This is a genomic window from Nonomuraea sp. NPDC003201 (genome assembly GCF_053590415.1).
Window position 1 is genome coordinate 1 of the sequence record NZ_JBSFTC010000152.1, and the last position, 25,889, is coordinate 25,889.

Below are 25,889 nucleotides of genomic sequence, written 5' to 3' on the forward strand. Positions count from 1 at the left end.
CGACGACCGCGGTACGCCCGCCCGCGGCCAGCTCCTCGCGCCGGGAGGCCAGCGGGCCCAGCTCGACGCCTTCGGCCTGCATCAGCTTCGTGTTGCCCACCAGGACCCGGCGTCCGTCCACCTGAGCCGTGGCGCCATGACCCGGGACGTTCTCGAACCCGGTGACCCGCAGGACCCCGGGAGCATGCGCGTCCGCGTGGCGGACCACGGCCTCGGCCAGCGGGTGCTCGGACTCGCGCTCGACGGCGGCGGCCAGCCGCAGCAGTTCGGCCTCCTCCATCCCGTCGGCGATCACATCGGTGACCTCCGGTTCGCCCCTGGTCAGGGTGCCGGTCTTGTCCATGACCACGGTCTGGATGCGGGCCGAGGCCTCCAGTGCCATGGCGTTCTTGAACAGCACGCCGCGCTTGGCGCCGAGACCGGTGCCCACCATGATGGCGGTGGGGGTGGCCAGGCCCAGCGCGTCGGGGCAGGTGATCACGACGACGGTGATGGCGAACAGCATCGCCGTGCCTGCCGCCGCACCCGCCAGCAGCCACACCACCAGCGTCAGCCCGCCGCCGATGAGCGCGACGAGGACGAGCCAGAACGCCGCCCGGTCGGCCAGGCGCTGCCCGGGAGCCTTGGAGTTCTGGGCCTGCTGGACGAGCTTGACGATCTGGGCGAGGGCGGTGTCGGCGCCGACCTTGGTGGCCCGTACGCGCAGGGTGCCGTTCTTGTTGATGGTCGCGCCGACCACCGCCGAACCGGGGGCCTTGTGCACCGGCAGGCTCTCGCCGGTGACCATCGACTCGTCGACCTCGCTCTCGCCCTCCATGACCTCGCCGTCGACGGCGATCTTCGTGCCGGGACGGATGAGCAGGACGTCCCCGGCCACGACCTCGGCGGTGGGGATCTCCACCTGCTCGCCGTCGCGGATCACCACGGCCCTGGGCGGGGCCAGGTCGAGCAGCGCGCGGATCGCGTCGTTGGCGCCGCCCCTGGCCCGCATCTCGAGCCAGTGCCCCAGCAGGACGAACGCCGCCAGCACGGTCGCCGCCTCGTAGAACACCTCGCCGCCGCCGGTCAGCGTGATGTACAGCGAGTACAGCCAGCCCGCCCCGATCGCCACGGCGACCAGCACCATCATGTCCAGCGTGCGGGCCCGCAGCGCCCGTACGGCGCCGTCGAAGAAGATCCACGAGGAGTAGAAGATCACCGGCAGGCTGAGCAGCAGCGCCCACACGTCCTCGCGCAGCCCGAACGGCACCGGCACGTCCAGCCCCAGCATCTCGCGCCCGATCGGCGACCAGATCAGGATGGGGACGGACAGCACGGCCGCCACGAGGAACCGGTTGCGCATGTCGGAGACCATGGCCTCCATCGACATGGCGCCATGGCCCCCGTGCCCCATCGCCTCGTGCGGCGACGGGCCTGCGTGCTCTCCATGCTCGGCAGGGGCCTCACGGACGGCTTCGGCGACGCCCGGCGGGTCGGGTTCTGCCAGGGGATCGCAGACGTGCGACGGTACGGACTGCCCTGCGCAGTGATAGCCGCATTCCTGCACCCAGCGGCGCAGCTCGGCCAAGGACGTGGCCCTCGGGTCGAACACCACGACGGCGGTCTGCCCGACCGGGTTCACCTCGACCTCGATCACTCCGGGGCGGCGGCTCAGGACGGCACGCACCACGTTCTGCTCCGAGGCCCACTGCAACCCGCTCACGTCGAGAACCGCCGTGCTGCGATCCTTGATGTCCCCGGTCGTCATGGTTCTCCTCCACATCCGCCCGGTTGCGCTCGATCTACCATTAGCCATAGTAGACGTCGGCCCCTCGGGCGCCATGTACCGGCCTCAAGGCGTGACGGCCGCGGGGACCCGCTCCTCGACCGCGGACCGGAAATGGGGACAACCGGCCAAGTCCTCGTGATCGCAGTCCAGCGCGCAGTCGATGAGCCCCAGCGACGCCTGCGCCTCGGCGATGCGCCGGGCCAGCTCCTCCCGGCGGCGCAGCAGGACGGCGCGCCGTGCTGCCGCGTCCGAAGTGGTCATCATCTCGTGGATCTCTTCCAGGCTGAACCCGGCTTCCTTGCCACGCAGGATCACGGCCACCCGGTAGAGGTCGTCAGGACCGTAGCGGCGGCGCGCTCCTTCGATACGGGTCGGCGTGATCAGGCCCATCGCCTCCCAGTGCCGCAGGACATGCGTCGCCAGGCCGAACCGCTCCGCGACTTCCCCGATGCTCATGGTCGCACTTGACTTCATGTCGACATTAAGTCGCATGCTGGCCCACATGTCCAAAGACAACAACTCGATGGAATCACTCATCAAGCTGCTCGACGTCGCTGACGCGTTGCCCGGGGCCGTCGTATTGCGTGCGCGCTCGTACGATCTGCTCGCTCTCCCCGACGGCGCGGCCGTGGTGGATGTCGGCTGCGGCGCGGGCCGCGCGGTCGAGGAGCTCGCGGAGCGCGGGATGAGCTCGATCGGCGTGGACGTCAGCGAGGAGATGATCGCGGCGGCCCGCCATCGCCGGCCGCATGCGGACTTCCGGATCGGCGACGCTTTCGACCTGCCGCTCGACGACGGGCAGGTCGCCGGGTACCGAGCCGACAAGGTCTTTCACGAGCTCGCCGACGCGGCCAAGGCGCTGGAGGAGGCGAAGCGGGTGCTCGCTCCGGGCGGGCGTATCGTGCTCGTCGGGCAGGACTGGGACGCCTTCATCATCGACTCCGACGACCCGGTGCTCACCCGGGCCATCGTGCACGCGCGTGCCGACCTGGTCCCGAATCCCCGTGCGGCCCGCCGCTACCGCAACCTGCTGCTCGACGCGGGCTTCCAGGACGTCCAGGTGGAGGCGCACGTGGGCGTCTTCACCGACACGGCCATGCTGCCCATGCTCACCGGCATCGCGGAGGGAGCACGCGCCGCCGGAGCCATCACCCGTGAACAGGAAACGGCGTGGGCGAGCGATCAGAGGGCGCGCGCCCAGGCGGGACGCATGTTCCTGGCGCTGCCCGTCTTCGTGGCGTCAGCTTCCCGATCACGGTGATGGAGGCATTTCGCGTGCCGTGATCGCCCGCTTGAGCTTGATCAGGTCCTTGGGAGAGTTGACGGCGACGGCGCCGACCGGCACGCCGTCCCGCGTGAAGGCCACGGCGAAGCGATCTTCTTCGGGGGAGCCGGTGGCGATGCTCGCCGAGTCGGCGAGGTGCGGCAGTCCGGCGGTCTGGATGCGGGCGCCATGCACATGGGTGGCGAAGTTCGGCACGTCCACGAAGGGTTGAGCGTTCTCCGCCCCGGCCAGCAGGTTGCGGGCGGCGACCGCGCCTTGCTCGTTGGCGTTGGACCAGTGCTCGATGCGTACCAGCTCCCCACCGAAGTGGGGGTGCGGCCAGCGTGCGACATCCCCCGCGGCCACGATGTCCGTCGAGCCGGTCGCGAACAGCGTCGGCTCGCACAGCACGCCATCGTCCACGGCCAGGCCGCTGCCGTCCAGCCATTCGGTGTTCGGCAGCACGCCCATGCCGCCGACGACCAGGTCCGCGGCGACGGTGCGGCCGTCGCTGAGCCGGACTCGGCCGCCGTCCACGGCGGTGACCCGGACGTTCGTGATGAGCTCGACGCCGTTGCGCTCGTGGTGCGCGGCCAGCCAGCGCGCTGCCTCCTCGCCCAGCCCGGCGCGCATGGGGTGCGGCGCGGAGTCGATCAGGGTGACCTTCCGGCCGAGCTGCCGTGCAGTCGAGGCCACCTCGCCGCCGATGAACCCGCCACCGATGACCAGCACGTGCTCGTGCCCCGAGTCGAGCTTCGCGCGCAGTGCCAGCGCGTCGTCGATGGTGCGCAGGGTGTGCACCCCGTCGAGCCGCCGCGGGCGCGCGCCGCTGGCGATGACGAGCCCGTCGTGGCCGAGCTCGGTGCCGTCGTCGAGGGTGACCGTCCGGGCCCGGGTGTCGAGGTGTACGGCCTTTCGCCCGCGCAGCCACTGGTCGTCGAGCTCTTCCGCGCCCGGGAGCGTGACGTCGTCGTCGCCGTGCAGCACGCTCTTCGACAGGGGCGGGCGGTTGTACGGCACATGCGTCTCGGCGCCGACCAGCGTGACCTCGCCCGCGAAGCCCTCCCGGCGCAGGGTCTGCACGGCCCGCAGCCCTGCCAGCGAAGCACCGACAACGGTGATCTTGTTAAGCCTGCTCATGCGATGACCATACCTATGGGGGGTATGTTGGCTGCAACGTGACATAGATCTCATATACCCCTAACCCGTATGGCTTGTTCTCGAAGGTGGTCGCGGCGTACGGTCTCCTGTGAAATATACCTGGTAGGGGTATAGATGGAAGGGGATGCCGCAATGAGCACGAACACGTACAAGGTGTCGGGAATGACGTGTGGCGGTTGTGCCGGCAAGGTGAAGACCGAGATCGGCAAGATCGCCGGGGTCTCCTCGGTGGATGTCGAGCTGGCGACCGGGCAGGTCACCGTCGCCTCGGAGGGCCCGCTCGACGACGCGGAAATCAGGAACGCCGTCGAAGAGATCGGTTACGAAGTGGTCGCCGGCTGAACGCCGAGGTGCTGCCGGGTGAGCGAGTCGCGCAGGCCGCCCGGCGGCGCCAGGCGGATCGATGAGCATGGACGCCGCTCGGGCGCGCGGTCGGGGGAGAATGCTGCCTTTCTGTGGGGGCACGACACAAATGGCACACTTCGGTTTGTCCGAAAATTACCCCTCGGGGGTACTTGACGAAGTGTCCGGGTCGGAGAGACCGTGGCAGAACGCAAGTACCCCCTAGAGGTATGAAGGGATCGCGCCATGATCCGCTCCTCACTCCTCGTCGTGTTAGTCATCGCAGTCGCCGGATGCGGATCCGGCCAGGCCAAGGGCGATCTCCTCCAGCGTGTCAAAGCCGCGGGGGTGATCCGGGTGGCGCAGACCCAGGCCAACCCGCCGTGGAACTTCCTGGAGAACGGCAAGCCCGCGGGCTATGACGTGGATGTGGCCAACGAGCTGGCAAAGCGGCTCGGGGTCGCCAAGGTCGAGTTCGTCCCGTCGAACTTCCAGAGTTTCATCGCCGGGGTTCAGGCGGGCAGGTTCGACGCGGTGATCTCGGGCCAGACCATCACCGACGAGCGGAAGAAGCAGGTCGACTTCTCCCGTCCGTACGAGGTGAACGGCATCTCGATCTTCGTGGCGGCCGGTTCGGGCATCAGCGGCGTGGCTGACCTCAAGGGCAAGAAAGTCGCGGTGACCGCGGGCACGACCCAGGCCGCGTTCGCCAAGAAGTCGATCCCGGACGCCGACATCAAGACCTACGACAACGCGACCCTGGGCCTGACCGAGGTCGGCCGGGGCCGCGCCGACGCCGCCCTCGTCTCCCGCTTCCAGGGCGCCTTCCTGGCGCAGAAGAACAGCCTGGCGGTCAAGCCGGCGGGCCCGCTGCTGGAGTCGGAGGTCAACGGCATCTCCTTCGCCAAGGGCTCGACGGCCTTCAAGCAGGCCGTGGACCAGGCCCTGGGCGACATGATCTCCGACGGGACGCTGAGCGCGATCTCCAAGAAGTGGCTCGGCGGCCTCGACATGGCCGAGCAGCTCAAGGGGGTCTGATGGATCTCCTGATCGACTTCCTGCCCGACCTGCTCACCGGTCTCGGTGTCACGATCGTGCTGGGCGTGGTCTCGTTCGTCCTCGGCAGCGTGCTGGGCGCCTTGGTGACGCTCGCCCGCATCTCCTCCAGTCGCGTGCTGCGGGCACTGGCCGCCGCTTACGTGTCGGTGTTCCGGGGTACGCCGCTGCTCATCCAGATCATGATCATCTACTTCGGGCTGCCGCAGCTCGGGCTCGAGATCCCGCCCATCCCGTCCGCGATCATCGCCTTCACCCTGTTCAGCGCCGCCTACCTGAGCGAGAACTTCCGCGCCGGGATCCTGGGCGTGGACAAGGGGCAGTGGGAGGCGGCCGCCTCGATGGCCATGCCGTACTGGAGGACCCTGCGCAGGATCATCTTCCCGCAGGCGATCAGGATCGCGACCCCGGCCGTGGGGAGCAGGTTCGTCGCGCTGATGAAGGACACCTCGCTCGCCTCGGCGGTGACCGTCGTCGAGCTGACCCGGGTGGCCGAGGGCATCGGCACCTCGACCTTCCGCTACATGGAGGCGCTGCTGCTGGTCGGCCTCCTGTACTGGATGGTCAACACCCTGCTGCAGATCGGCCAGCAGACGCTGGAGAAGCGGATGAGGAGAGCCTACGCATGATCGTCAGCGTTCGCGGGCTGTGTAAGCGGTTCGGAGACCTGGAAGTCCTCAAGGGCGTCGACCTCGACGTGGCGAGAGGAGAGGTGGTCGTGGTCATGGGGCCGTCCGGCTCGGGCAAGACCACCCTGATCCGCTGCCTGAACCTGCTGGAGGAGCCGGAGGCCGGCACGGTCCGCGTCTGCGGCACCGAGCTGGCCTGCGGCGCGCGCCACCCGGCCCGGCAGGTCAGGGAGCTGCGCCGCCGTACTGCCATGGTCTTTCAGCAGTTCAATCTGTTCCCGCACCTGACTGCGCTGCAGAACGTCATGGAGGGCCCGGTCTCCGTACGGCGGGTTCCCCGCGCCCAGGCGGCGGCCCGTGGGCGGGAGCTGCTGGCGCGGGTGGGGCTGGAGGACAAGTGCGACTGCTATCCGGCGAAGCTGTCGGGCGGGCAGAAGCAGCGGGTCGCGATCGCCCGGGCGCTGGCCATGGATCCCGAGGTGATCCTGTTCGACGAGCCCACCTCGGCGCTCGACCCCGAGCTGCACGCGGAGGTGCTCCAGGTGATGCGCGAGCTCGCGCGGGAGGGGATGACGATGGTGGTGGTGACGCACGAGACCGCGTTCGCGCGGGAGGTGGCCGACCGGGTCGTCTTTATGGACGGCGGCACGGTGATCGAGCAGGGGCCGCCGTCGAGCTTCTTCACCACGCCCGACCATCCCCGGGTCCGGGCGTTCCTGCGGCTGGTGGCCTCATGATCGACGTCGCCGCGGCGCGGGCACTGACGCCCGGTGTCGGACATGTCGCGCATTTCAACAACGCGGGCTCCGCACTGCCGTCGAGCGGCGTGCTGTCCACCGTCATCGACCACCTGCGGCTGGAAGCGGAAACAGGCGGCTATGAAGCGGCGGCGCAGGCCGCCGACCGGCTCGCCGCCGTTTACACCTCCGCGGCCCGCCTGCTGAACTGCGCGCCGGACGAGATCGCGCTCGTCGACAGCGCGACCCGTGGGTGGGACCTGGCCTTCTACGCGGTGCCGTGGCAGGCGGGCGACCGTGTTCTGACCAGCAAGGCGGAGTACGCCAGCAACTTCATCGCCTATCTGCAGGTCGCCGAGCGTTTCGGGGTGCAGGTGGATGTGGTGCCCAACGACGGGCTCGGCCAGATCTCCGTCGACGCGCTGCGCCGGATGGCTGATGAGCGGGTCCGGCTCATCTCGATCACGCACGTGCCGACCAATGGTGGCCTGGTCAATCCGGCGGCCGAGGTGGGCAAGGTGGCGGCGGAGGTTGGTGCGCTGTTCCTGCTGGACGCCTGCCAGTCGGTCGGCCAGCTGCCGATCGACGTCGAGGTGATCGGCTGCGATCTGCTGTCCACCACCGGCCGCAAATACCTGCGCGCCCCGCGCGGTACGGGACTGCTCTATGTGCGGCGTTCCGCGCTGGACCGGCTCGATCCGCCCTTTCTCGATCTGCATGGCGCCCGCTGGGTGGGGCCGTCGCGCTATGAGGTGCAGCCGGGTGCGCGCCGATTCGAGAACTGGGAGTATGGCGTGGCTGCCCGGCTCGGGTTGGGCGCGGCCCTCGACGAGGCGCTCGCCTGGGGGCCCGAGAACATCCGGGACCGGGTCTATGCCCTGGCCGGCCTGCTGCGTTCACGTCTGGAGATGATCCCCGGCTGCCGGGTTCGCGATCAAGGGGCCGAACGGTGTGGCATCGTCACCTTCACCCTGGACGGCGAACCCGCTGAGGAGATCAAGGGACGGCTGGCCGGCCGATCGATCAATGTCAGCGTCTCGCGCGCGCCTTCGACGCTCCTGGACATGACCGATCGGGGCCTGCCGTCGGTGGTTCGGGCCTCCGTTCACTACTACAACACCGAGGAGGAGATCGATCGGCTCCTCGAGGAGCTGTCGGTTTGACCTGACTGGCTCCGCCCGGGCGGAGCCAGGGGACGTCAGGCGGCGATCTCCGTCAGCGAACGGTCCCGGGTGCGGACGCCGAGGCGGATGATGCCGGCCGCGATCACGAGCAGGCCCACCATCACGAACGATGCCGGCCGGGCCCCGAAGGAGGTCAGAACGGGCAGCACCACGAGGGGCGCGACCGCGCCGCCCAGGTGGCCGACCCCGTCCGCGATGGCCGACGCCGTGCCCCGCGCCCGGGTGGGGAACACCTCCGCCGTGTAGGTGTAGGCGGGGGTGGCCATGAAGGCGATGCCGAACGAGCTGAACAGCGCCCCGACGGTGGCGACCGTCTCGCCCAGGTCGAGGGTGATGAGCAGCAGCGAGGCCGCGAACACCAGCGTGCCGATGATGACCATGGTGCGGCGTTCCATCCGCTCCACCAGCAGCACGGCGGCCAGGCCCGACACCAGCGGCATGGCGCGGGTGAGCACGCTGACCAGGACCGCGTCGGAGGTCGAGATGCCGATGCCCTCGAGAATGAGCGGCAGGTAGCTGGCGTAGCCGTACATGGCGACGTAGAAGGCGAACCAGAAGCCGAGCACGATGAGCATCCGGCTCTGGTACGGGGGCCGGAACAGGGCCCGGACCGGCAGCCTGTCGTCAGCGTCAGCGTCAGCGTCAGCGTCAGCGGCGGTCTCGGCGGCGTCGGGGACGGAGACGGTGCCGCCCGGGGGCAGGCCGACGCGGGATTCCATCCGGCGGACGATGCGGTCGGCCTCGGCGGACCGGCCCATCGCGACCAGCCAGCGCGGCGACTCCACCAGCGCCTTGTCGTTGATCAGCGGCAGCACCAGGAGCACCAGACCGCCGAAGGCCAGCAGGTACCGCCACCCGCTGGAGGAGGCGGCCAGCACCGGCAGCGACGCGAACCCGACCACCAGGAGCAGCACGGTCCCCACCATGTAGAGGCGTGACAGGTAGCCGCCGCGCTGGTGCTTGGGCGCCAGCTCGCCGATGTAGGCCGAGCAGAGCGCGAGCACGGCGCCCATGCCGCACCCGGTCAGGAACCGGAAGAACGTCAGCGACCACACGTCCCACGAGAACGCCGTGAGGAATCCGCCGAGGCCGAGCGCGGCGATGGTCAGCGCGAGGCCCTTCTGCCGGCCGTGCCGGTCGGCGACGTGCCCGAACGCGTACGCGCCGACGCAGTAGCCGACGAGGTTCCACGTGACCGGGTACCCCAGCTCGGCTCCCGCCAGTCCGAGCTCGTCCCGCATGGAAGGCAGCGTGATGGTGAGGACGGAGATGTCGTAGTTGGCGAAGAAGAAGCAGAGCATGAGCGCGAACCATGCGGCGCGGCTGAGCCCGACCTTCGCCATGGCGTCGATGCGGGCATCGATGTTGCCGGCCGACACGGACACGGGCGAGGGGGGTGTCTGAGACATCGTGGCCTCCTAGGGGGTAGCGCAAAGGCACCGCTGCGGCCACGGGCGGCGAACGCCTCACAAAGGCCTCACGTAGCGGTGTGCGTGGAACCGTAAGCAGGCCGCACCGCCGGTGACCATTGCGCTTTCGCGCACGTGCACGTACGCGAATCCGCAACGTGCCCCGCCGTCAGAGGGTGAGGCGGCGCCCGGCCCACTCCTGGCGTGCCACCTGGACGAGCTCCCGGACGGCGTCGTCCTGCCGCGCCCGGGACCGGTTCCAGGCCACGCCGAGCAGGAAGTCCAGGTCGTCGCGGAGGGGGACGACCGCGAAGGCCGGGTCGTCGTAGACCCGGGCGCTGCCGCCGTTGCGCGGGTCGATCGTCAGCGTGACCCCGCCGTCGCGGCGGATGCGGCTGGCCAGCATGACCGCGTCGTTGTCCGGCATCCGGTGGAACGAGGTGATGCCGGCGTTCTTCAGCCGCTCGTGGAACAGGTTGACCGCCACCGGCTGGGGCGTGGGCGGGCCGATGGTCAAGGTGCGGTGCGCGAGGTCCTTCAAGGTCAGCTCGGAGGCGGTGGCCAGCGGGTCGTCGGCCCGCATCGCCGCGTAGAACAGGTAGCGGGCCACCACCAGGCTGTCGAGCCGGTGCCGGTCCAGCGGCAGGTGGACGAGGGCCGCGTCGAGCTCGCCGCGCTCCAGGGCCGGCAGCAGCTCGGCGGACGGCCCGATCGTCGCTTCGACCGTGTGGGAGGGGAGCGCCTGCCCGGCCAGGGCCAGGAAACGATCCATCACCGCCGGCGGGCACAGGTGGGTGCCGCCCACGCGCACCACCTGTCTCCTGGCGGCCTCCTTGATCACGTCCTTCAGGCCGTCCAGCTGCGCCAGGATGTCGCGTACCCGGCCCGCCAGGAGCGCGCCGTCGGCGGTGAGCTCGACCTGGTGGTAGCGGCGGACGAACAGGTCGACGCCCAGCTCCCGTTCGAGCTCCTTGACGGAGCGGCTGACCGGCGAGGGCGTCAGGTGCAGCCGCTCCGCGGCCCGACCGAAATGGAGCTCCTCGGCGACCGCGAGGAAGCACCGAAGCTGCTGTACGTCCATGACCTGGAGTTTCGTGATGGTCGATGCCGTACGTCAACCGCGCACGTTGCCGATTGGGACGCGTGCCACGTTGCCGATTCGGACGTTTTCAGCCCGGAACCGTCGTGGCAGTCTCACCTCAGGAACCTGTCCCCGACGATCCGCGGGACAGGTCACGTCCGGCGTACTCCGCACCCGCCCGCCACACACAGTGGGGTGATTCACCATGCCCGCAACCGGGGACCTTCCCCTCGCCGGTCTCCGTGTCATCGACCTGGCCGACGGCAAGGCCGAGATGTGCGGCCGGTTCCTGGCCGACCTCGGAGCCGACGTCATCCGCGTCGAGCCTCCGGGCGGCGCGCCGACCCGCCGGCGGGAGCCGCTCCACGACGGCGTGAGCCTCTACTTCGCCACGCACAACGCCGGCAAACGCGGCATCACCCTGGACCTGCACGACCCCGCCGGCCGCGACCGGCTGCTCGGCCTGGCCGCCGGGGCCGACTTCCTCATCGAGACCGAACGGCCCGGCACCCTCGACGGGCTCGGCCTCGGCGTGGACGCGCTGCTCGCGCGCAACCCGGCGCTCGTCGTCATCTCGATCACCGACTTCGGGCAGAGCGGCCCGTACCGGGACTGGGTAGGCACCGACTGGACGCACCTGGCGCTCGGCGGCGTGCTGTCGCGTTCCGGCATCCCCGGTCGCGAGCCGGTCGTGCCGCCGGGACCGCTGGCGTACGAGTCGGCCGCCGTCCAGGCCGCGTGGGCGGGCCTGCTGGCGTACACGAACAGGCTCGAGACCGGACGCGGCGACCACGTCGACTGCTCGGTGTACGAGATGACCGCGCAGGTCCTGGACCCGGGCTTCGGCATCGGCGGCTCGGCCACCGGCGGCGTGCCGGCCACGGCGCTGCCGCGCGGCCGCCCCGACGCGGGCAGCCTCTACCCGATCTTCCCGTGCGCGGATGGATATGTACGGATCTGCGTGCTGGCCAAGCGGCAGTGGCGGGGGATGTTCGGCTGGCTGGGGGAGCCCGAGGAGTTCGCCGATCCCAAGTACGACACCCTCGCGGGCCGCTACGGCGCGACCGAGCGGCTGCACGCGTTGATCGGCGACCTGTTCAAGGACAGGACCAGGGACGAGCTCGTGGCCCAGGGCCAGGAGCGCGGCGTGCCGATCGCGTCGCTGCTCACCCCCGGAGAGGTGCTCGCCGGCCCGCACTTCCGCGCACGAGGAGGGCTGGTCGACGCCGAGATCGCGCCCGGCCTGACCGGCCGGCTGCCGTCCGGGTACGTCGAGCTGGACGGCGTACGGGCCGGATTGCGCGGCCGGGCCCCCGAAGCCGGGGAGCACGACGACGAGGTCTTCGCCGAGACGCCGCCGGCCACTCCTCCGGCCCCGGCCGAGGGCGCGCCCCGGCGGCGGCCACTCGACGGGCTCCGCGTGCTGGACCTGGGCGTCATCGTGGTCGGCGCGGAGCTCGGCCGGCTGCTCGCCGACCAGGGCGCCGAAGTCATCAAGATCGAGAGCCGGGCCTACCCCGACGGCAGCCGGCAGTCGCTGACCGGCGAGGCCATCAGCGCCGGCTTCGCCTGGGGGCACCGCAACAAGCTCAGCGCCGGGATCAACCTCCGCTCGCCCGAAGGGCTGGAGCTCTTCAAACGGCTGGCCGCCGCCTCCGACGTGATCCTGTCCAACTTCAAGCCCGGCACGCTGGAGTCGCTGGGACTCGGCTACGACGTCATCAGCGAGCTCAACCCCCGGATCGTCATGGCCGACAGCAGCGCCCTGGGCCCGACCGGGCCGTGGAGCCGCCGCATGGGATACGGCCCTCTCGTACGCGCCTCCACCGGGCTGACCGGGCTCTGGCGTGACACCGGCGTCGAGGCGGGGTTCTGCGACGGCATCACCATTTATCCGGACCATCTCGCCGCACGGGTCGGCGCCGTCGCCGTGCTGGCCGTGCTGATCCGGCGGCGGCGTACCGGGAAGGGCGGCACGGTCAGCGTCTCCCAGGCCGAGACCATCCTCACCCAGCTGTCCACGAGCCTGCTGCGCGAGTCGCTGGAGCCCGGCTCCTTCGCCGCCCACGGCAACAGCGGCGAATGGGACGCCCCCCAGGGCCTCTACCCGTGCGCGGGCGACGACGAGTGGTGCGTGGTGAGCGTCGAGGGCGACGAGCAGTGGCGGAGCCTGTGCGGCGTCATCGGCCGCGCCGACCTGCTCGCCGACGCGCGGCTCGCCACCGCCGCGGGCCGCCGCGCGCACCGCGGGCTCGTCGACGCCGCCGTGACCGCGTGGACGTCGGACACCCCGCCCCGCGAGGTCATGGAACGGCTGCAGGCGGTGGGCGTGCCGGCCGGGGCGATGCAGCGGGTGATCGAGTACCTCGACGATCCCCAGCTCGCCGCCCGCGGCTTCCTGCGCGAGATGCGCCACCCACACATCGGGCACGCCATGCGGACCGAGAACGGCCCGGCGACCTTCGGCGGGGTGGCCGACCCCGAGCTGCGCCCGGCGCCGCTGGCGGGGGAGCACACCCGGACGGTGGCCGCGAAGCTGCTCGGCCTGGCCGAACCGGAGATCCAGGCGCTCATCGAGGCGGGCGTACTGGAAGAACCAGCTGAAGGAGTTGACCATGGGTGAGCCCGCCGCGCTCGTCGAGCGTCGCGACCACACGATGTTGATCACATTCAACCGGCCCGAAGCGCGCAATGCGGTGAACGGGGCCCTGACCCGCGCCGTCGGCGAGGCCCTGGACGAGGCCGACGCCGACACCGGGATCCGGGCCGTGGTGCTGACCGGGGCCGGGGACAAGGCGTTCTGCGCCGGTGCCGACCTCAAGGAGGTGGCCCGAGGGGAGTTCTCCACCGAAGGGTTCAAACCGCACTGGGGCTTCGCCGGATGCGTGACGCATCCGATCGCCAAGCCGGTCATCGCCGCGGTCAACGGGTTCGCGCTCGGCGGCGGCACCGAGATCGCGCTGTGGGCCGACCTGGTGGTGGCCGCGGAGAGCGCCCGGTTCGGCCTTCCCGAGGTCAAGCGCGGCATCATCGCCGGCGCGGGCGGCGCGTTCCGGCTGGCCGCGCAGCTGCCGGCCAAGGTGGCCATGGAGATCCTGCTGACCGGCGAGCCCGTGACCGCCGCCGAGGCCCTGCGGCTCGGTCTGGTCAACCGGGTCGTGCCGCAGGATCAGGTGGTGCCCGCCGCGCTCGCCCTGGCCGAGGCGGTCGCCGCCAACGCGCCGCTCGCCGTACAGGCCAGCAAGCGGATCGCGCGGGGCATCTCGGACGGCACGGTCGCCTCGGAACGGGCCGCCTGGGAGCGGACCGCCGCCGAGGGCGCCGCGATCATGCGCTCGGCGGACGCGAAGGAAGGACCGCGCGCCTTCGCCGAGAAGCGCGCCCCCGTCTGGGAGGGCCGATGACCATGACGATCAACAGGGCACCCGTCATCGCCGGTCTCGGCATCACCGAGATGGGCAAGGTCTACGGCAGGACCGCCCCCGAGTTCGCCGCCGAGGCCGTCCGGCTCGCGGCCGCCGACGCCGGGATCGACCTGCACGAGGTGGACGGGCTGCTGACCAACACCGGCATCACCGGCGACGTCGGCCTGGGCCTCCAGCGCGACCTCGGGCTGCGCCACCTGCGCCTGCTGTCGGAGGTGCAGGCGTACGGCTCGTCCGCCGGAGCCATGGTCCAGTACGCCGCCATGGCCGTGATGTCCGGCATGGCCGACCTCGTGGCCTGCGTCTTCGCCGACGCCCCGCTGAAGGACAAGTCGGCGGGGGGCGGCGCGGCCTACGCCGCCGCGGGCCGGCGGCCGACCGGCTGGCAGGGCCTGACCGCCGCCTCGGGCATCTACAGCGCCAACACCATGTACGCGCTGGCCGCCCGCAGGCACATGCGGAAGTACGGCACCACGAGCGAGCAACTCGGCCACGTCGCCGTCGCCCAGCGCGCCTGGGCGGCCGGGAACCCCCTGGCCCAGCTGCGCGACCCGATCACCATCGAGGACCACCAGAGCTCCAGGTGGATCGCCGAGCCGTTCCACCTGCTCGACTGCTGCCTGGTCAGCAACGGCGGCGTCGCCGTCCTGGTCACCTCCGCCGACCGGGCCGCCGGCCTCGCGCAGCCCGCCGTCCACATCCGCGGCTGGGGCCAGGCGCACCCGGGGTACGTCATGGGCAGGGACAGCGAGTTCGGCCTGGTCAGCGGCGCGGCCCTGTCGGGTCCCACGGCGCTGAAGATGGCCGGGATCACGATCGCCGACATCGACGTGGCCGAGCTGTACGACTGCTACACCTACACCGCGCTCATCTCGCTGGAGGACTACGGCTTCTGCGCCAAGGGCGAGGGCGGGCCCTTCGTGGCGAGCGGCGTGCTCGGACCGGAGGGGAGCCTGGCCGTGAACACCGGCGGCGGCCAGCTCTCCTCCTACTACATGTGGGGCATGACCCCGCTGTCGGAAGCCGTCATCCAGGCCCGCGGCCACGGCGGCGAGCGCCAGGCGCCGCGCAACGACATGGTGCTGGTCAGCGGCAACGGCGGCGTCCTCGACCATCACTCCACCCTGATCCTCAGCCCGCACGCCCGATAGGAGCACGCCGATGCCTGTGGGAATCGTCCACCGCGACGCGGCCACCGCCGCGTTCTTCGACGGCACCGCCCGTGGCGAACTGCTGATCCGGCGCTGCGGAGCCTGCGGCGCCCACTCCGCGCCGCAGACGCGCACGTGCCCGCAGTGCGCCTCGCCCGAGCCGTCCTGGACGGCCGCGGCCGGAACGGGCGTGGTGGTGAGCTGGTCCGTGGTGCACCCCAAGGGCGGGCCGCCGTTCGTGGTCGGGATCGTCGAGCTGGACGAGGAGCCGTGGATCCAGGGCCGGATCGTCGAGGTCGCGCCTGAGGACGTGTACGGCGGCATGCGCGTACGCGTCGCCTTCGAGCGGCCCGAGGGGGGAGAGGCGGTCCCCGTGTTCCACCCGGCGTGAGCCTGCGCGGGGGCTCGTGAACCTGTGCGGGGTCTCGCGGGCCTGTGCCGAGCCTCGTCGTGGGCCCGCGCGGGGCCGATACCCTGGCCGGGTCGATACCCTGGCCGGGTGGACATCCAGCAGCTCCGCTACTTCATGGTCGTGGCAGAAGAGCTCCACTTCGGCCGCGCCGCCGAGCGGCTGCACGTGACGTCCTCCCCGCTCAGCCGGCGCATCCGCGAGCTGGAGAAGGAGCTCGGCCACGACCTGTTCGACCGGCGCTACCACCAGGTCGAGCTGACCTCCTTCGGGCGGACGTTCCTCGATCCCGCCCGCGACGTCCTGGCCCGCTTCGACGCGCTGGCCGAGCTGGCCGCCGGGGCCGCCCCACCGCCGGCGGTCGTGCGCGTGGGGGCCACGCCGCTCGCCCCCACCCAGGTCCTGGACCTGGTCCTGGAGACGTTCGCGGAGGTCAGCCCGGGGACCGAGCTTCCGGTGACCCTGGAGCCGTCCGCGGGGCTGCTCGGCCTGCTGGCGGCGCGCAAGCTGGACATCGCCGTCGTCCACCTGCCCGTGGACGCCGGCGGGCTCGGCAGCCTCGCGCTCGCGGAGTACCGCTTCGCCGTCGCCATGCGCGCCGACGACCCTCTCGCCGGCCGTCCCAGGCTCACCCTCGCCGACCTCACCGACCGGCAGATGCTGCTCACCTCTCACAAGGTGCACCCGCTGGTGATGAACGGGCTCCGCGACCACCTGCGCGCGGGCGGCGTCACCCAGATCCGTGAGCTGCCGCACAACGACGCGGTCCAGGTCGCCGCGCACGTCACTCATTCCAGAGCCCTGTCGCTGACCACGCTCAGCACCCTCTCGGGCCGCATCTTCGGCGAGGCGGGCCTCGTCCTCGTGCCGCTGCACGATCCGGATCTCCATTTCCGGCTCGGCGTCGTCTGGCCCGCGAACGCGGAAGCGCGCGGCGGCCCGGTCGCGAAGGTCCTCGACGCTCTGCGCGCGCGTCACGGCGACCCCCTCGTCATCCTCTGAGGACGTTCGCGAGGTGATCGACGTGACACGGCTCCTCGGCGGTCAGCCGGAGAGCACGAACCCCGGATAGCCGTCCGCCGTGACCTGGTCGCATTTCTGCCGGTACGCGCCGACACCGCCGACGTACGGCATGAACACCCGGGGCTTGCCCGGGATGTTGGCGCCCAGATACCAGGAGTTGGCCCGCATGTAGAGCGTGCGGGCGGCGACCTCGTTCACGTGGTCGACCCAGGCGTCCTCGGCCGGCGGGTCGGCGTCGATGGTGGCGATGCCGCCGGCCCGCAGCCGCTCCACGCAGTCGGCGATCCAGTCCACGTGCTGCTCGATGGAGACCATCATGTTGCTGAGCACGGACGGGCTGCCGGGCCCGGTGATGGTGAACATGTTGGGGAAGCCCGCCGTCATCAGCCCCAGGTACGTCCGCGGCCCGGCCTCCCACTTGCGCCGCAGCGACAGGCCGCCCCTGCCGGTGATGTCGATGCCGAGCAGCGGACCGGTCATGGCGTCGTAGCCGGTGGCGTACACGATCATGTCGGCGGCGTACTCGGCGTCGGCGGTGCGCACGCCGGTCGGGGTGATCTCCTCGATCGGCGCGGCACGCACGTCGACCAGGGTCACGTCGGGGCGGTTGTAGGTGGCGTAGTAGCCGGTGTCGATGCAGATCCGCTTGGTGCCGATGGGATGGTCCCTGGGCGCCAGCAGCTCGGCCACCCGCGGATCCGTGACGATCTCGCGGATCTTCTCACGGACGAACTCGGCGCTGATCTCGTTGGCCGCCGGATCGATCGCGGTGTCGCCGTAGGCGCCGAGGAAGCCCACTCCGCCCCTGGCCCAGCGGGTCTCGAACTCCCGCAGCCGATCCTCCTCCGTCGCCTCCAGCGCCGACGCGGTGTTGGAGGCGCCCATGACGCCGGAGGCGGAGGTGCGCATGCCGGCGCGGAGCTCGGCGTAGTTGGCCTTCACCCACTGCGCGTACTCCGGCTCCATGGGCCGGTTCCAGGCCGGCAGGCTGTAGTTGGCGGTGCGCTGGAACACCGTCACGTGCTCCGCCGGCTCGGCGATCACCGGGATGGCCTGGATGCCGGAGGAGCCGGTGCCGATGACGGCGACCCGCTGCCCGGTGAAGTCCACGCCCTCGTGCGGCCACCGCCCGGTGTGGTGGCTGGGCCCCCGGAAGGAGCCGGCACCGGGGAAGTCGGGTATCCGGGCCGCCGACAGGCAGCCCACGGCGGTGATGAGGTACGTCGCCGGCACGTGGTCGCCGCGGTCGGTCTCCACGCGCCACAGGTTCGCGCTCTCGTCGTAGCCGGCGCGGGTCACCCGGGTCTCGAACTGGATGTCCCGGCGCAGGTCGAAGCGGTCGGCGACGTGATTGGCGTACAGCAGGATCTCCGGCTGGGACGGGTAGCGCTCGCTCCACTCCCACTCCTGCTGGAGGTCCTCGTCGAAGGAGTAGGAGTACTGCATGCTCTCGACGTCGCATCGGGCGCCCGGGTAGCGGTTCCAGTACCAGGTGCCGCCGACGCCGTCGCCGGTCTCGAAGACGCGGACGGTCAGGCCCAGGCCGCGCAGCCTGTGCAGCATGTACATGCCGGCGAAGCCCGCGCCCACGACGACGGCGTCGTACCTCATCGCAGGCTCCCGTCGATCGCCTCGACGACGACGGAGATCGCCGCCGCGCTGCCCGGCAGCACGTTCACCATCGTGAAGAAGGCGTGCATCTGGCCCTCGAACCGCTGGAACAGCACCGGGACGCCGGCCTCGCGCAGCCGCCGCGCGTACGCCTCGCCCTCGTCCCGCAGCACGTCGTGCTCGGCGGTCAGCACGACGGCCGGCGGCAGGCCCGACAGGTCCCGGGCCCGCAGCGGGGAGGCGTCCGGGTTCGCCCGCGTGGCCGGGTCGGGCGCGTAGTGGTCCCAGAACCAGATCATGCTGTCGCGGCTCAGCATGAGCTGGTTGGCCGGGTCGGTGTAGGAGGCGTTGTCCAGGTCGTGGTCGGTCACCGGGTAGACGAGGACCTGCAGCGCGATGGCGGGGCCGTCCTCGTCGCGGCTGCGCTGGGCCACGACGGCCGACAGGTTGCCGCCCGCGCTGTCCCCGGCCACGATGATCGGCAGGTCCGGCTCCTTCGCGGCGGCCCAGCACAGCGCGTCGTAGGCGTCGCGGGCCGCCACGGGATACCGGTGCTCGGGGGCGAGCCGGTAGTCGACCAGGACGACGGCGCAGCCCGTCCGGTGCGCCAGCGTCCGTCCCAAGGTGTCGAACTCGTCGAGAGCGCCGATGACCCAGCCGCCACCGTGGTAGTACACGATCACCGCTCTCGGGTTCTCCACCGGGACCAGCACGCGTGCGCCGAACGATCCGCCGTCCGCCGCCTGGATCACCGCTTCCTCCACGCGGGCCATCTCCGGGCCCTTGCCGTACAGGTCGCCGAGCGCGCCGCCCATGGCGCGCGCCTCCTCGGGTGTCATCTCGTGCAGCGGCTTGCCGCCTGCTTCGCTCATCTGCTTGAGGAACTGGGCCGTCGCGTCGTCAAGGGACATGGAAGGTCACCTCACCGGGGCCATGGAGTGATCGGCATCACTTCGACTCAAGCACCGCAACGCCACCAGGTCCACACGCGAGCCCCCGGCAGGGTCGTGATCACCTCGACGCCTGGGGGCAGGTGGGCGTGCCCGGCACTCATGTCTTCCTCCATCCGAACGGGGACCGTTCAGAGTGAGGACAAGACGGCCGCCCCCGTTTGTGACGGCCCGTTTGTGACGGCCCGTTTGTGACGGCCCGTTTGTGACAGCCCCACGCGGCCGGTGTCCGCGGTCGTTCAGTTCTGCTGTGCGGGTTCCTCGGCCGGGCGGTAGCCCAGGCGGCCGCGGGTCGCGATGAGGACCAGGATCGCTGCCGTGGCGCCCGCGAGCAGGGTGACTCGACTCGCCTGCTCGGCGGTGGCGATCGACGGGAACATGTCCGAGTAGGCGAGTGACATGAAGTTGTTGACGCTGACGTGCAGCAGCATGATCAGGGGCAGGCTCTGGCCGGTCCGGTTGAACACCCACGTGACGACCACGCTGAAGACGCAGGCGAAGGCGATGAACTCGCCGACTCTCAGCCAGGTGACGTCCGGCCACCCGCCCCACTCGCTCAGGAACAGCGGCAGGTGCCAGACGCCCCAGAGTGGGCCGAGGACGAGGGTGCCGCCCAGCGGGCCGAACCTGCGCTGCAGGCGGGGGAGGGCGAAGTCGCGCCAGCCGGGCTCTTCCGCCAGACCGGTGGTGACCATCTGGAGCAGCAGCCCGGGCACGTAGGCGGCCAGTACGGCGACCGGCGGCAGGTGGATGTCCTCGTCGGACACCGCGACTCCGGCGATGATGATGGCGGCGGGAACGCCGAGGGCGGTGACGACGTACCAGACCCAGTTGACCCGCCACTTGGTCATCCGCCCGATCCACCGGCGGACCCCTTCCCTGCCGTCCGCGACCGCGGTCACGATGAACGCGCCGAAGATGGGGCCGAGGTAGGCGCCGGGGAGGACGCCGGTGAACTGCGTGGTCCCGAGCAGCGAGGGGAAGCTGAAATCCCAGATCCCCAGGCCGTTCGCCGAGAGGACGTAGGGCGTCCAGGCGAGCCAGCTCATCAGGTTGGCCAGGACGAAGAAGCTGATCAGCGGACGGCGGCGGATGAAGCCTCGAAGTCCGCTCCGACCCGGATGCTGCTCGGCCCCCGGCCGACTGTCGACTGCCATTTCGATTTTCCTTACAGGAGCGCTTGACCGACGGCGATCAGCACATCAGCCGCGGGCCCCTCCGGTCGTTCCCGCCTACGGCCCAATGGAGGTATAGCCAGGGGTACGCGATCGAGTTAGCCCAGCTCAGCCACCCCCGCCGCCGCCGGTGCCGAGGCGGCCGGTCAGGAAGTGGACAGCGAATGGCCTGGGAACCGGTCAGTCAAAAGGCCGACACTTGGCGGGCTTGTCCTGCGACAACGAACACCGCGCCACCGAGGAAGGCTGATCGATCGTGACTGAACGCGTACGCGTGGCTGTGCTGGCGGGTGGGCCGTCCGCCGAGCATGAGGTGTCGCTGCAGTCGGCGCAGGCCGTGCTCGATGCTCTGCCGAGGGATCTGTACGAGCCCGTCGCCGTCATCATCGACCGGCAGGGCAGGTGGCCGGTGGAGCTGCGACGCGATCTGGCGGACGTGGTCTTCCCCGTGCTGCACGGGCCGTTCGGCGAGGACGGCGTCGTCCAGGGTCACCTGGAGACGCTGGGCATCCCGTACGTGGGCTGCGGCGTCATGGCCTCCGCCGTGGCCATGAACAAGGTCACGATGCGGCGCATGTTCCTGGCGGAGGACATTCCGGTCACCCCACATGTGTGGTTCACTGAGCACGAATGGCGCACCACCACCGACCACTGGGGTCTGGTGAAGTCGCTCGACTGGCCGATGTACGTCAAACCGGCCAGCATGGGCTCCTCCATCGGCATCTCCCGTGTCACCTCCATGGAGGAGCTGCGCGCCGGCGTGGAGCTGGCGCTGGCCTACGACCGGGTGGTCATCGTCGAGCAGGGTGTGACCGCGCGCGAGGTCATCTGCGGCGTGCTCGGCGGCTATGACACCCCGGATGCCTCGGTGCCCGGCGAGCTCATCGTGCCCGGCGACTGGCTCGACTACGAGGCCAAGTACCTCAGCCGGGCCGAGATCGCCGCCATTCCCGCCGTGCTGCCGGAACGCGTGGCCGAGGATGTGCGCGAGCTGTCCCTGCGCGCGTTCCGGGCGATCGGCGGCTACGGCCTGTCCCGGGTCGACTTCCTCTATGAGGAGGACACGGGACGCCTGAACGTGCTGGAGATCAACACCATGCCCGGCTTCACCTCCCGCTCCGTCTACGCCAGGGCCTGGGCCGCGAGCGGCGTCCCGTACCCGGACCTGCTGCGCCGCCTCATCGACCTCGCGTTCGCCAGGAGCGGCTCGTGATCCCCATGACGCTGAACGAGATCGCGCAGGTCGTCGGCGCGAGCCTGCATGACGTGCGCGACCCGCGGGCGCTGGTGACGGCTCCCTCGGCGGTCGACTCCCGCGAGGTGGTGCCCGGCGGCCTGTTCGCCGCGACGGTCGGCGCCCGCGTGGACGGCCACGACTACGCGGCCGTCGCCGTCGCGGGCGGCGCCGTCGCCGTGCTGGCCGCAAGGCCCGTCGGCGTGCCCGCCCTCGTGGTCGAGGACGTCCAGCTCGCGCTCGGCCTGCTGGCCAGGCACGTGCTCGAACACATCGGCCCGATCGTGATCGGCCTGACCGGCTCCGTGGGCAAGACCACGACCAAGGACCTGCTGGCCCAGGTGCTCGAACGGCACGCCGCGACGGTCGCCACCGACAGGTCGTTCAACAACGAGCTCGGGCTGCCGCTCACCGTGCTGCGCGCCGATGCCACCACCCGATACCTGGTGCTGGAAATGGGTGCGAGCCGGAAGGGCGACCTGAGGTACCTGACCGGGCTCGCACCGCCCCAGGTCGGGCTGGTGCTCAATGTCGGCACCGCACACGCGGAGCGGATGGGAGGCGGGCCGGCCGACGTGGCCGAGGCCAAGGGAGAGCTGGTCGAGGCGCTTGCGGCGGACGGGTTCGCCCTGCTCAACGCCGACGACCCGTACGTCATGGGCATGGCCGGCCGTACCAGGGCCCGGATCCTGTGGTACGGCAGGTCGGCGCAGGCGCAGGTGCGAGCCGAGGACGTGCGGATGACCGGCCGCGCGCGAACCGCGTTCGAGCTGGTGACGCCCTCCGGTCGCGCCCCGGTCGAGCTCGACCTCATCGGCGAGCACCAGGTGAGCAACGCCCTGGCCGCAGCCGCCGTCGCCACCGCACTCGGCCTGGGCGCCGCCGAGATCGCCGACGGGCTGAACGCCGCGCGGCGGCGCTCCGCGGGCCGGCTGGAGGTCGTCGAACGACCTGACGGCATCACCGTCGTCGACGACGCCTACAACGCCAACCCCGAATCCATGCGGGCCGGGCTGCGGGCGGTGAAGGCCCTGGCCGGCACCCGTCGTACCGTCGCCGTGCTCGGCGCGATGGGGCAGCAGGCGGACGCCTCCCGCGCCCGGCACGCGGAGATGGGCCGGCTCGTCGCCGACCTCCGCTTCGACGTGCTGATCGCGGTCGGAGCAGGGGATCCGCTCGCGATGGCGGAGGCGGCGGAGTCCTCGAACCAGGGCGTGGCCGTCCACACCGCCGAGGACGTGGCTGCGGCCCTCAGGCTGGCCACCGCGCTTCTCGAACCGGGAGACGTGGTGTTCGTCAAGGCCTCCAGCGAGATCGGCCTCGGTGCCTGCGCCCGTGCGCTGGCAGCGCCGACCTGTTGACCGCTTCTTTGCTGAATGAACGGAGTTCCATGCGCACCATCGGTCTCATCGGCGGGTTGAGCTGGGAATCGACGGTGATCTACTACCAGATCATCAACCAGCGGGTACGCGAGCGACTCGGCGGCAGCCATTCCGCCAACAGCCTCATCTGGTCGGTCGACTACACGACGGTCGAGGACCTCATCTTCGCCGACCGCTGGGACGAGGTGAGTACGTTGCTGACCGGGGCGGGCAGGAACCTGGAGGATCTCGGCGCCGGCCTCCTGCTCGTCTGCAGCAACACCTTCAGCCGGGTGAGCGACGACGTGGAGCGGGCCGTGAGCGTGCCCGTGCTGCACATCGCCGACGCCGTGGGCGCCGAGATCCGCGCCAGGGGCATGCGCAAGGTCGGTCTGCTGGGCACTCGCTTCACCATGGAGCAGCCCTTCTACCGGGACCGGCTGGCCGCCCACGGCTTCGACGTGGTCGTCCCGCGGCGCGAGCAGCGGGAACTGGTCCATGACGTGATATTTGACGAACTGGTGCGCGGGGTGCTCCGGGAATCGTCCAGGGACGCGTACGCCCGGATCATCGATGATTTCGCGGACGACGGCGCTGAAGGCGTCATCCTCGGCTGCACGGAGATCGAGCTGCTTCTCAGTGAGAAGGACAGCGCCATCCCGGTGCTGCCGAGCGCTCGGCTGCACGCGGAGGCGGCGGCCGGCCTCGCGCTTGCCGGCTGACACGTCCCCGGTCGCGTTCGATCACGGTGGCAGGGCCCGCGCACCGGCTCAGGTGTACGCCGGTGCGTCGGCGCCATACAGCTCCCGGTGCCACAGGTCGGCGCAGACGCGTTCGACGCCGGCCGTCAGGTGGCGGCGGTAGGTGGTGAAAGGGAGGCCGAGTCGTTCCGCGGCCAGCTCCTGGGTGGGCGTGCCGCGCAGGAACGTGACGGACAGCGCCCGGTGGGACTTGGCCGAGCGCGGATCCTCCCGCAGGTCGTCGATCGCCTGGCGGAGCAGGTCACCCAGTGCCGTGGCCGGGCTCTGCCCGGCCCGTTCGGCGATCAGCCTGGTGCGCGCCAGCGGGGAAGCGGCCAGCGCGTCCAGCCGCGACAACTGGCGCAACGCCTTGCGAACGGCTTCGGCGAACTCCGCCTGGGACAGCACTACCAGCTCCGCCGTCGCGGCAGGCCCCGCGTGGAGCGGTTGGTTCATCCGCTCCAGCCACGCCTGCGCCGACACCGCGCGCCAGTCGTGAACCAACAGGCCGTACGCGTCGTCCCCCGGTTGTGGCTGCTCGGAGATGTCACGCATCCCGTACTGCCGCCGTAAATGCTTCGGATGTCGTATCTCGATATATGACCATGCCATCCGCTCGGACCGCAGACAGTTGCCGATCGCCCGCCACTGGATCAGATCCATCACCGGCGAGTTCCCGCGATACGGCGGCAGCGCCCACAGCCGGCTGACCGCCAGATGTTCACCGGCGCGCAACGGCGTGGTGGCACGCGCGTGCGTCCACGCCCTGGCCACGATGGGATCGGCGGTCAGCTCCTCCTCATCCGGTTCCGTCAACCGCAACCACGCGGAGAAGGCCACGGGCTCGCCGGTTTCGGTCCGCCGATACAGCCGGAACGCCTCCGGCTGACGTTCCGCCCAGAAGGCGGCGCACCCCGCACCCTCCGCCGCCACCCGGAGCAAGGTGGCGACGTCCTCCTCCCGCAACGCCGCTTCCTGGAACTCGTCGTGGCGGCCACGGAAATCGGCCGGAGCCCCGTTGTCGCGATGCAGGTAGAGCAGTGCCGCCACCGCGCCGGGCACGTCCACGTCGTTCGCCGTGCGCACCCGCTCCGCCAGCTGCGCGTGAATGCGGTCGTGCATCGCCGCGTACCCCTCGGGATCCCGCCATCGCAGGTCCGCCTCCAGCAGCTCCCGCACCACGTCATGCGGAAACAGCCCGCGGCTGCTCGACTCCACGAACGGCAACCGCCGCAACCACCGGAACAACCTCCCGGCGTCCTCCGGCAAGGCCGCCCGCAGCAGGTCCTCCGTCGTCGTGTACGCGTGCGCGCAGATCTCCAGAGCATGCCGATGCGCCGCCGAAGGCAGCTCGCCCACCAGCTGATCCAGCAACGTGGCCACCACGTCCTGATTCGGCGTCCACCGCCGGCCGGCCCCGCCGTCCTTCACCGCCACGGCCGCCCCCAGCAACAGCGCCAGCGGATGACCACCGGCGAAGGCCAGCAGCGGCTCGCGCAACTCGGCCGGCACCCCGGAGGAGTCCATCAGGGCCTGCGCGTCTCCGGCCCGCAGGTCGCGCAGCGGCAGCACCTCCAGCGCCCCCGCCCATCCCGGATCCGCCTGCCACCGCATGTCCGGCGGGTTCCGCCCCGCGATCACCACCAGCGCCCCCAAGGGCACCTGCGGCAGGAACCGCTCGCGCAGCCATCCCTCCAACCCCTGAATGCGCTCGAAGTCATCGATCAGCAGCACCGTGTCCGCACCGCGAAGCACCAGCCCGGCCTCGGACGCCGTCGGCTCCAACATGCGCCCGTCCACCATGGACACCGGCCGCCCCGCCACCGCGGCCTCGTGAGCGAACCGCCGCAACAGGGCCGACTTGCCGATGCCGCCGGGACCGTGCACGTACAGGACGCTGCAGCCGCCGCCGTACAACGCCGCGTTGAAGACCGCGAGCTCTTCCTCCCGCCCCACGAACGCCATCTCGCGCGCTGCTTGCAGGCGCCATCCCAGCAAGCCGGACTCGTTGTCACTCCCCGATGACATACCCTGGCCCTCTCCGAACGCCCGGTCGATCATGAGCTCCCGTTCTCGATGACGTCGCCGACGCCGGGGTGGGGCCGTCGTCGTGGTGGCCTGCCGCCACGGTCCGGGCGGTACTCGAAGTGCCACCACTCGTTGTCGTACATGCGGTACA

At 70.9% G+C, this 25,889-nt stretch carries 23 protein-coding genes; 14 read left to right on the plus strand and 9 right to left on the minus strand.

Translation table 11 applies throughout. The annotated features are described in order from the left end of the window. Both ACWDX9_RS37320 and ACWDX9_RS37325 read right to left on the minus strand, forming a co-directional pair. On the minus strand, positions 1-1,747 hold a 1,747-nt coding region (locus ACWDX9_RS37320), incomplete at its 3' end, for a heavy metal translocating P-type ATPase (RefSeq protein WP_449962662.1). Positions 1,748-1,831: 84 nt separating this feature from the next. Then, positions 1,832-2,224: a MerR family transcriptional regulator gene (locus tag ACWDX9_RS37325; RefSeq protein WP_449962665.1), complete on the minus strand. Its 393-nt coding sequence runs from the start codon at positions 2,222-2,224 to the stop codon at positions 1,832-1,834. Between the two features lie 46 nt (positions 2,225-2,270). Between ACWDX9_RS37325 and ACWDX9_RS37330 the strand changes: the two genes are divergently transcribed. Further along, positions 2,271-3,029: a methyltransferase domain-containing protein gene (locus tag ACWDX9_RS37330; protein ID WP_449962668.1), complete on the plus strand. Its 759-nt coding sequence runs from the start codon at positions 2,271-2,273 to the stop codon at positions 3,027-3,029. Here ACWDX9_RS37330 and ACWDX9_RS37335 read toward each other — a convergent pair. Further along, complete coding sequence (locus ACWDX9_RS37335) at positions 3,021-4,172, minus strand: NAD(P)/FAD-dependent oxidoreductase (RefSeq protein WP_449962671.1); 1,152 nt, start codon at positions 4,170-4,172, stop codon at positions 3,021-3,023. The two genes, ACWDX9_RS37330 and ACWDX9_RS37335, sit on opposite strands and share 9 nt — an antisense overlap. A gap of 153 nt (positions 4,173-4,325) precedes the next feature. Between ACWDX9_RS37335 and ACWDX9_RS37340 the strand changes: the two genes are divergently transcribed. The 5 genes from ACWDX9_RS37340 (at position 4,326) to ACWDX9_RS37360 (ending at position 8,120) form a co-directional block, all read left to right on the plus strand. Then, on the plus strand, positions 4,326-4,535 hold the full coding sequence (locus tag ACWDX9_RS37340) for a heavy-metal-associated domain-containing protein (RefSeq protein WP_449962674.1): 210 nt from the start codon (positions 4,326-4,328) through the stop codon (positions 4,533-4,535). Between the two features lie 270 nt (positions 4,536-4,805). Beyond that, complete coding sequence (locus ACWDX9_RS37345) at positions 4,806-5,573, plus strand: transporter substrate-binding domain-containing protein (RefSeq protein ID WP_449962677.1); 768 nt, start codon at positions 4,806-4,808, stop codon at positions 5,571-5,573. Next, the gene (locus ACWDX9_RS37350; RefSeq protein ID WP_449962680.1) at positions 5,573-6,220 is read left to right on the plus strand and encodes an amino acid ABC transporter permease; all 648 of its coding nucleotides are present in this window, start codon (positions 5,573-5,575) and stop codon (positions 6,218-6,220) included. Before ACWDX9_RS37345 ends, ACWDX9_RS37350 begins: the two co-directional genes overlap by 1 nt. Further along, positions 6,217-6,957 carry an amino acid ABC transporter ATP-binding protein gene (locus ACWDX9_RS37355; RefSeq protein ID WP_449962683.1) on the plus strand — a complete coding sequence of 247 codons (741 nt, stop codon included), beginning with the start codon at positions 6,217-6,219 and terminating at the stop codon, positions 6,955-6,957. The genes ACWDX9_RS37350 and ACWDX9_RS37355 overlap by 4 nt, the downstream gene beginning before the upstream one ends. Continuing rightward, positions 6,954-8,120 carry an aminotransferase class V-fold PLP-dependent enzyme gene (locus ACWDX9_RS37360; protein WP_449962686.1) on the plus strand — a complete coding sequence of 389 codons (1,167 nt, stop codon included), beginning with the start codon at positions 6,954-6,956 and terminating at the stop codon, positions 8,118-8,120. The genes ACWDX9_RS37355 and ACWDX9_RS37360 overlap by 4 nt, the downstream gene beginning before the upstream one ends. A gap of 35 nt (positions 8,121-8,155) precedes the next feature. Here ACWDX9_RS37360 and ACWDX9_RS37365 read toward each other — a convergent pair whose 3' ends face one another. Together ACWDX9_RS37365 and ACWDX9_RS37370 are read right to left on the minus strand one after the other, a co-directional pair. Next, a complete protein-coding gene (locus ACWDX9_RS37365) occupies positions 8,156-9,550 on the minus strand; it encodes an MFS transporter (RefSeq protein WP_449962688.1) in 1,395 nt (464 codons plus the stop codon). Positions 9,551-9,719: 169 nt separating this feature from the next. Beyond that, on the minus strand, positions 9,720-10,631 hold the full coding sequence (locus tag ACWDX9_RS37370; protein ID WP_449962691.1) for a LysR family transcriptional regulator: 912 nt from the start codon (positions 10,629-10,631) through the stop codon (positions 9,720-9,722). 205 nt (positions 10,632-10,836) lie between these two features. Here ACWDX9_RS37370 and ACWDX9_RS37375 point away from each other — a divergent pair, with 205 nt between their 5' ends. From ACWDX9_RS37375 to ACWDX9_RS37395, 5 genes are all read left to right on the plus strand, one after another. Then, positions 10,837-13,254, plus strand: coding sequence for a CaiB/BaiF CoA transferase family protein (locus ACWDX9_RS37375; RefSeq protein WP_449962694.1), 2,418 nt, complete (start codon positions 10,837-10,839; stop codon positions 13,252-13,254). Then, positions 13,247-14,035 (plus strand): crotonase/enoyl-CoA hydratase family protein, encoded by a 789-nt coding sequence (locus tag ACWDX9_RS37380; protein WP_449962696.1) that lies wholly within the window; start codon positions 13,247-13,249, stop codon positions 14,033-14,035. The genes ACWDX9_RS37375 and ACWDX9_RS37380 overlap by 8 nt, the downstream gene beginning before the upstream one ends. Next, positions 14,032-15,207, plus strand: coding sequence for a thiolase family protein (locus tag ACWDX9_RS37385; RefSeq protein ID WP_449962698.1), 1,176 nt, complete (start codon positions 14,032-14,034; stop codon positions 15,205-15,207). The genes ACWDX9_RS37380 and ACWDX9_RS37385 overlap by 4 nt, the downstream gene beginning before the upstream one ends. A gap of 10 nt (positions 15,208-15,217) precedes the next feature. Further along, positions 15,218-15,598 (plus strand): Zn-ribbon domain-containing OB-fold protein, encoded by a 381-nt coding sequence (locus ACWDX9_RS37390; protein WP_449962700.1) that lies wholly within the window; start codon positions 15,218-15,220, stop codon positions 15,596-15,598. Between the two features lie 108 nt (positions 15,599-15,706). After that, positions 15,707-16,618 (plus strand): LysR family transcriptional regulator, encoded by a 912-nt coding sequence (locus ACWDX9_RS37395; RefSeq protein WP_449962702.1) that lies wholly within the window; start codon positions 15,707-15,709, stop codon positions 16,616-16,618. Between the two features lie 42 nt (positions 16,619-16,660). Here ACWDX9_RS37395 and ACWDX9_RS37400 read toward each other — a convergent pair whose 3' ends face one another. From ACWDX9_RS37400 to ACWDX9_RS37410, 3 genes are all read right to left on the minus strand, one after another. After that, complete coding sequence (locus tag ACWDX9_RS37400; RefSeq protein WP_449962705.1) at positions 16,661-18,250, minus strand: flavin-containing monooxygenase; 1,590 nt, start codon at positions 18,248-18,250, stop codon at positions 16,661-16,663. Then, positions 18,247-19,161 (minus strand): alpha/beta hydrolase, encoded by a 915-nt coding sequence (locus ACWDX9_RS37405; RefSeq protein ID WP_449962708.1) that lies wholly within the window; start codon positions 19,159-19,161, stop codon positions 18,247-18,249. Before ACWDX9_RS37405 ends, ACWDX9_RS37400 begins: the two co-directional genes overlap by 4 nt. A gap of 278 nt (positions 19,162-19,439) precedes the next feature. Next, on the minus strand, positions 19,440-20,357 hold the full coding sequence (locus ACWDX9_RS37410) for a CPBP family intramembrane glutamic endopeptidase (RefSeq protein ID WP_449962710.1): 918 nt from the start codon (positions 20,355-20,357) through the stop codon (positions 19,440-19,442). A 274-nt stretch (positions 20,358-20,631) separates the two neighbouring features. Here ACWDX9_RS37410 and ACWDX9_RS37415 point away from each other — a divergent pair, with 274 nt between their 5' ends. From ACWDX9_RS37415 to ACWDX9_RS37425, 3 genes are read left to right on the plus strand one after another with little or no spacing between them, the layout of a single operon-like run. Next, complete coding sequence (locus ACWDX9_RS37415) at positions 20,632-21,588, plus strand: D-alanine--D-alanine ligase family protein (protein WP_449962713.1); 957 nt, start codon at positions 20,632-20,634, stop codon at positions 21,586-21,588. Further along, the gene (locus ACWDX9_RS37420; RefSeq protein WP_449962716.1) at positions 21,585-22,970 is read left to right on the plus strand and encodes a UDP-N-acetylmuramoyl-tripeptide--D-alanyl-D-alanine ligase; all 1,386 of its coding nucleotides are present in this window, start codon (positions 21,585-21,587) and stop codon (positions 22,968-22,970) included. The genes ACWDX9_RS37415 and ACWDX9_RS37420 overlap by 4 nt, the downstream gene beginning before the upstream one ends. 29 nt (positions 22,971-22,999) lie before the next feature. Further along, positions 23,000-23,692 (plus strand): aspartate/glutamate racemase family protein, encoded by a 693-nt coding sequence (locus tag ACWDX9_RS37425; protein ID WP_449962719.1) that lies wholly within the window; start codon positions 23,000-23,002, stop codon positions 23,690-23,692. A gap of 48 nt (positions 23,693-23,740) precedes the next feature. Here ACWDX9_RS37425 and ACWDX9_RS37430 read toward each other — a convergent pair whose 3' ends face one another. After that, on the minus strand, positions 23,741-25,708 hold the full coding sequence (locus tag ACWDX9_RS37430) for an ATP-binding protein (RefSeq protein ID WP_449962722.1): 1,968 nt from the start codon (positions 25,706-25,708) through the stop codon (positions 23,741-23,743). Positions 25,709-25,889 lie beyond the last annotated feature (181 nt).

Excerpts from the sequence above, each read along its gene's own strand:
- ACWDX9_RS37325 (WP_449962665.1), bottom strand. The coding sequence starts at position 2,224 with ATGAGCATCGGGGAAGTCGCGGAGCGGTTCGGCCTGGCGACGCATGTC.
- ACWDX9_RS37330 (WP_449962668.1), top strand. The coding sequence starts at position 2,271 with ATGTCCAAAGACAACAACTCGATGGAATCACTCATCAAGCTGCTCGAC.
- ACWDX9_RS37335 (WP_449962671.1), bottom strand. The coding sequence starts at position 4,172 with ATGAGCAGGCTTAACAAGATCACCGTTGTCGGTGCTTCGCTGGCAGGG.
- ACWDX9_RS37340 (WP_449962674.1), top strand. The coding sequence starts at position 4,326 with ATGAGCACGAACACGTACAAGGTGTCGGGAATGACGTGTGGCGGTTGT.
- ACWDX9_RS37350 (WP_449962680.1), top strand. The coding sequence starts at position 5,573 with ATGGATCTCCTGATCGACTTCCTGCCCGACCTGCTCACCGGTCTCGGT.
- ACWDX9_RS37355 (WP_449962683.1), top strand. The coding sequence starts at position 6,217 with ATGATCGTCAGCGTTCGCGGGCTGTGTAAGCGGTTCGGAGACCTGGAA.
- ACWDX9_RS37360 (WP_449962686.1), top strand. The coding sequence starts at position 6,954 with ATGATCGACGTCGCCGCGGCGCGGGCACTGACGCCCGGTGTCGGACAT.
- ACWDX9_RS37365 (WP_449962688.1), bottom strand. The coding sequence starts at position 9,550 with ATGTCTCAGACACCCCCCTCGCCCGTGTCCGTGTCGGCCGGCAACATC.
- ACWDX9_RS37370 (WP_449962691.1), bottom strand. The coding sequence starts at position 10,631 with ATGGACGTACAGCAGCTTCGGTGCTTCCTCGCGGTCGCCGAGGAGCTC.
- ACWDX9_RS37375 (WP_449962694.1), top strand. The coding sequence starts at position 10,837 with ATGCCCGCAACCGGGGACCTTCCCCTCGCCGGTCTCCGTGTCATCGAC.
- ACWDX9_RS37380 (WP_449962696.1), top strand. The coding sequence starts at position 13,247 with ATGGGTGAGCCCGCCGCGCTCGTCGAGCGTCGCGACCACACGATGTTG.
- ACWDX9_RS37385 (WP_449962698.1), top strand. The coding sequence starts at position 14,032 with ATGACCATGACGATCAACAGGGCACCCGTCATCGCCGGTCTCGGCATC.
- ACWDX9_RS37390 (WP_449962700.1), top strand. The coding sequence starts at position 15,218 with ATGCCTGTGGGAATCGTCCACCGCGACGCGGCCACCGCCGCGTTCTTC.
- ACWDX9_RS37400 (WP_449962705.1), bottom strand. The coding sequence starts at position 18,250 with ATGAGGTACGACGCCGTCGTCGTGGGCGCGGGCTTCGCCGGCATGTAC.
- ACWDX9_RS37405 (WP_449962708.1), bottom strand. The coding sequence starts at position 19,161 with ATGTCCCTTGACGACGCGACGGCCCAGTTCCTCAAGCAGATGAGCGAA.
- ACWDX9_RS37410 (WP_449962710.1), bottom strand. The coding sequence starts at position 20,357 with ATGGCAGTCGACAGTCGGCCGGGGGCCGAGCAGCATCCGGGTCGGAGC.
- ACWDX9_RS37425 (WP_449962719.1), top strand. The coding sequence starts at position 23,000 with ATGCGCACCATCGGTCTCATCGGCGGGTTGAGCTGGGAATCGACGGTG.